Source organism: Segatella copri, from assembly GCF_002224675.1.
In the GTDB taxonomy this organism is placed as follows: Bacteria; Bacteroidota; Bacteroidia; order Bacteroidales; family Bacteroidaceae; genus Prevotella; species Prevotella copri_U.
Window position 1 is genome coordinate 1 of the sequence record NZ_NMPZ01000053.1, and the last position, 3,505, is coordinate 3,505.

Sequence of the window (3,505 nt, forward strand, 5' to 3'; positions counted from 1 at the left end):
ATAAATATATAATATATATAGTTAGTTCTGGAATGAGAAAAAGAAAAGTGTTTCGAGAAACTGTGATAACTGTTATTGTGATAGCTTTTGAGGAGAAAAGCTATGGTTTGTGAGCTGGGAAACTATGGTTTGTGAGCTGTAAAACTATGGTTTCTCTTTTTCAAAATTATGAGTTAGGTTTTTTAACATAAAGCTCTAAAGCAGCCAAAGGAGAATAAGAGAGGTTGGAACGTAAACAGTTGGGAATGAGTAGATTTGCACAAAGTTGCCAAATCGGCATAAAGCAAGCGAGTGAGGAATATTGAAGTAGTTCAGTTACTAAATCGTGAGCCACAGTTACCTATGCAAAACAGGTAACAATGCGGAAAGGCAACTTTGTGCATCAACGGATTTTATTGCGCTGATTCTCAATGTTTTGCGTATCAAGGAACGCTTACAAAATGATTATATTTGCACACTCAAAATGTAAGCGTTATGAAAATCGAAAAATTCAAGGTGTTGCTCTACCTAAAAAAGAGCGGAATGGACAAGAATGGAAAAGCTCCCATCATGGGACGCATCACGGTGAACAGGACTATGGCGCAGTTCTCCTGCAAGTTGTCTTGCACTCCATCGCTTTGGAATCCTCGTGCCAGCCGATTGGAGGGCAAGAGCAAGGAAGCCGTGGAGACCAACAAGGACATCGAGCAGTTGTTGCTTTCCATCCAAAAGGCTTTTGATGTGCTTGTGGAAAAGAGAATGGACTTCGAGGCTAAGGATGTCAAGGAGGCTTTGCAGGGCAGCGTCAAGACACAGACCACCCTTCTCTCCTTCGTGGACGAGCATATCAGTGAACTCAGCACCCATGAGGGCATCGATATGTCGAAGAGCAGTGTCTGGACTTACAGAAAAATTCGCAAGAATCTCGCTGAGTTCATCGGGGAGGAATACAAGCTATTCCTGAAACGAGACCAGGGACGTATCGACAGCTACGTGAACCATTGCCTTCTCTGGCTGAACATGTTGATGTACAAGGCAGTGGACAGAAGCATTATCCGCTTCAATTCCATAGCCAAGATAGGGTATGAGAAGAAGGCAGCCCCGAAGATGCCCCATATCAACAAGGCAGACTTCATCAAGATGCTCTCTACCCCGATGGCTGACGAGCGAACGGAGCTTGCACACAGATGTTTCATTTTTGCCTCGCTCACCTCCTTATCCTATATAGATGTAAAGAAACTGTACCCTCACCATATCAGTGAGAACTCCGAGGGTAGGAATACATTCGGAGTCTTGATGCTCAACGAGGACATTCCCATCGGCAGCATAGCCAAGATGATGGGACACGCAGATATCACAAGCACACAAGTCTATGCGCAGGTGACGGAGCAGAAGATTTCAAATGACATGGATAAGCTTATTGCCAAGCGAGAAAGAAACAGATTGTCGAACGAAAAAACTATTGGAAAATGAACAGAGGTATTATAACTTTCAGCGAGAGCGGTACGGTAACTATGCCGACCGCTCCTGTATGTATGAGCATGCAGGAGATTGCCGACATGCTTAATGTGTTCGGCTGCTATGTGCGACTATCAAGGGGATACTCAAGGAGGGCATCTTGCGAGAGTATGATGTATGCCGCCATGTGAAAGAGGATGACCATATCAACTACGATGTCTATAACCTCGAACTTATCATTGCCGTAGCCTTTTGGATTGACAGCATTGAGAACCGATCCTTCCGTGAGTTCATCATGCAAGCCATCATCAAAAAGCAGACCAACCGCCCGAAGTCTGTCTGCCTGTGGTCGAAGAATATAATGGTGTAGCAATTACATTTTTCATCAATGATCTCTATTCCTTGAAAACCAATATTTATTAAAATTTTATAAAGGTTTTAAAATCATTTGCTTTATTCAATTTATTTCTCTAAAATTGTAGTGTCAAACAAATAATGAACTAAAATGAGACTTTTGGATTTTTATATAATATGGAGAGGAGATATGCTATTTGCAACAGTTGTTCCTATAGCATATTTCCTATTGTACCTAAAAAACAAACAAGTGACATTTGTCTTTTTGAAATTTGTAATGGCATTTGTGATATGTTTGTACTGGGCAACATACGCTTGTACTTTTTTTTATTCATATTATGATGTTATAGGATGGTTTAAAATACTTATAATACCTGTTTTTTCCATTTATAGTGGATTTGTACTTCATCTTTTAAAATCGAAGAAGAAAAAGGTGTTTTTTCTTATCTCCATAGTCTATATAATATTTTGGTGCATGTTGATATTTTGGCATTGCATGAGTAGTATGTAATGCAAAAGAATGAAGAGAGATGATTCCTAATTGTATAGGAATCCTTCAAGCAACGTTCCTTGGAGGCTTCGCGCCTCCGGCCACTTGGACGAACCACCGCAGTGTTTTAGCATGGTATTAGATTTTATACAGACCATACGGAGAACACTCGGCAAACACGACCAACTCGGTATAGCCAATAAAACGAGGCGACAACCTATAACTGCCACACTCGGTAAGTTATACGTTGTCGCCTTGTTCATTTCACACACTCATCAAGGACATTCTCCTACACACCTTTCATTCTGTACGCTTCACGATAGTTAGCCATCAGAATCTTCTGAATGTCGGACTCGCGGTAGAGTATCTTTCCGCCAAGCTGGATATATGGGATGACACCGTTGTTTCGGTAGTCCTGCAGGGTTCTTCGGCTCAGTTGCAGCCTGGCACAAAGCTCCTTGTCCGTCATGAAGCGCTCACCGTCAAGCATGGGGCGGTAGTTCATCACGGCACGTTCAAAATTGTCAACCATTCGGTTGAGGTGGTTCACGATGTGGTTCATCCACTCGCTGTTTTTTGTCATTACTTCATTGCTCATAGTTGTCTCGTTTTATTGTTGATACTTACGTTACTCGTTTTACTTGCTGCATTGGATAAAGTGGCTGTTGTATATTGACAGCCTAACCTGTGCGCTTGCGAAAGCGCATGTCCTTTTTCCTGTCCTCCACTACTGCTACGATAGCCATCACGTCCTCCGGCTTGTAGTAGGTCTTGTGGCTGATTTGCGTATAAGCCAAAGTTCCGTTGTCCCGAAGCGTCTGCACTGTCCGTGGGCAGATGTTGAGCGTCTGACACACGTCCTGCGTGTCGAGCCACTTGTTCATGGTCTTGTCCTCACTGCGCTCACGGATTCTGTCCATGCGCTTCACGAAGTTCTCCAACTGGGCATCAAGATAGTTGAATGCCTCTTCCTCGAATACGATGAATCCCATACTTTTCTTTTTTCTAAGTTAATACTATGTTTATGTCGCAAAGCTCCACGCATATGCTGTGCTCCACGCTTGTGAGTGCAAAGATAAGGCACGGCAATCTAAAAACAAGCGTTTTCAATTTCTGTGGCAGTATGTTGCCGGGGTTTGCCGACTTCAACGCCAAAAACAACAAGAAAAACTTGCACGACTGCAACGAATACATGAACAATGATGAGTTGAGAAATACGTTGAA

5 protein-coding genes are annotated in these 3,505 nt (G+C 42.7%); 3 read left to right on the forward strand and 2 right to left on the reverse strand.

The genetic code is table 11. From position 1 onward, the window contains the following. The first annotated feature begins 474 nt into the window (after window positions 1-474). From CFT61_RS16150 to CFT61_RS17380, 3 genes are read left to right on the forward strand one after another with little or no spacing between them, the layout of a single operon-like run. Window positions 475-1,452, forward strand: a complete 978-nt coding sequence (locus CFT61_RS16150) for a tyrosine-type recombinase/integrase (protein ID WP_089545417.1) — start codon at window positions 475-477, stop codon at window positions 1,450-1,452. Beyond that, on the forward strand, window positions 1,449-1,628 hold the full coding sequence (locus CFT61_RS17375) for a hypothetical protein (protein WP_254919016.1): 180 nt from the start codon (window positions 1,449-1,451) through the stop codon (window positions 1,626-1,628). Before CFT61_RS16150 ends, CFT61_RS17375 begins: the two co-directional genes overlap by 4 nt. Next, window positions 1,598-1,807: a hypothetical protein gene (locus CFT61_RS17380; protein WP_254919017.1), complete on the forward strand. Its 210-nt coding sequence runs from the start codon at window positions 1,598-1,600 to the stop codon at window positions 1,805-1,807. The genes CFT61_RS17375 and CFT61_RS17380 overlap by 31 nt, the downstream gene beginning before the upstream one ends. Before the next feature lie 763 nt (window positions 1,808-2,570). Here CFT61_RS17380 and CFT61_RS16165 read toward each other — a convergent pair. Together CFT61_RS16165 and CFT61_RS16170 are read right to left on the reverse strand one after the other, a co-directional pair. Continuing rightward, window positions 2,571-2,879: a helix-turn-helix domain-containing protein gene (locus CFT61_RS16165; RefSeq protein ID WP_089545418.1), complete on the reverse strand. Its 309-nt coding sequence runs from the start codon at window positions 2,877-2,879 to the stop codon at window positions 2,571-2,573. Between the two features lie 82 nt (window positions 2,880-2,961). After that, complete coding sequence (locus tag CFT61_RS16170; protein WP_008628599.1) at window positions 2,962-3,273, reverse strand: helix-turn-helix domain-containing protein; 312 nt, start codon at window positions 3,271-3,273, stop codon at window positions 2,962-2,964. Between the last annotated feature and the right edge of the window lie 232 nt (window positions 3,274-3,505).

Coding starts and splice junctions, on each gene's coding strand:
- CFT61_RS16150 (WP_089545417.1), top strand. CDS start 475: ATGAAAATCGAAAAATTCAAGGTGTTGCTCTACCTAAAAAAGAGCGGA.
- CFT61_RS17375 (WP_254919016.1), top strand. CDS start 1,449: ATGAACAGAGGTATTATAACTTTCAGCGAGAGCGGTACGGTAACTATG.
- CFT61_RS16165 (WP_089545418.1), bottom strand. CDS start 2,879: ATGAGCAATGAAGTAATGACAAAAAACAGCGAGTGGATGAACCACATC.
- CFT61_RS16170 (WP_008628599.1), bottom strand. CDS start 3,273: ATGGGATTCATCGTATTCGAGGAAGAGGCATTCAACTATCTTGATGCC.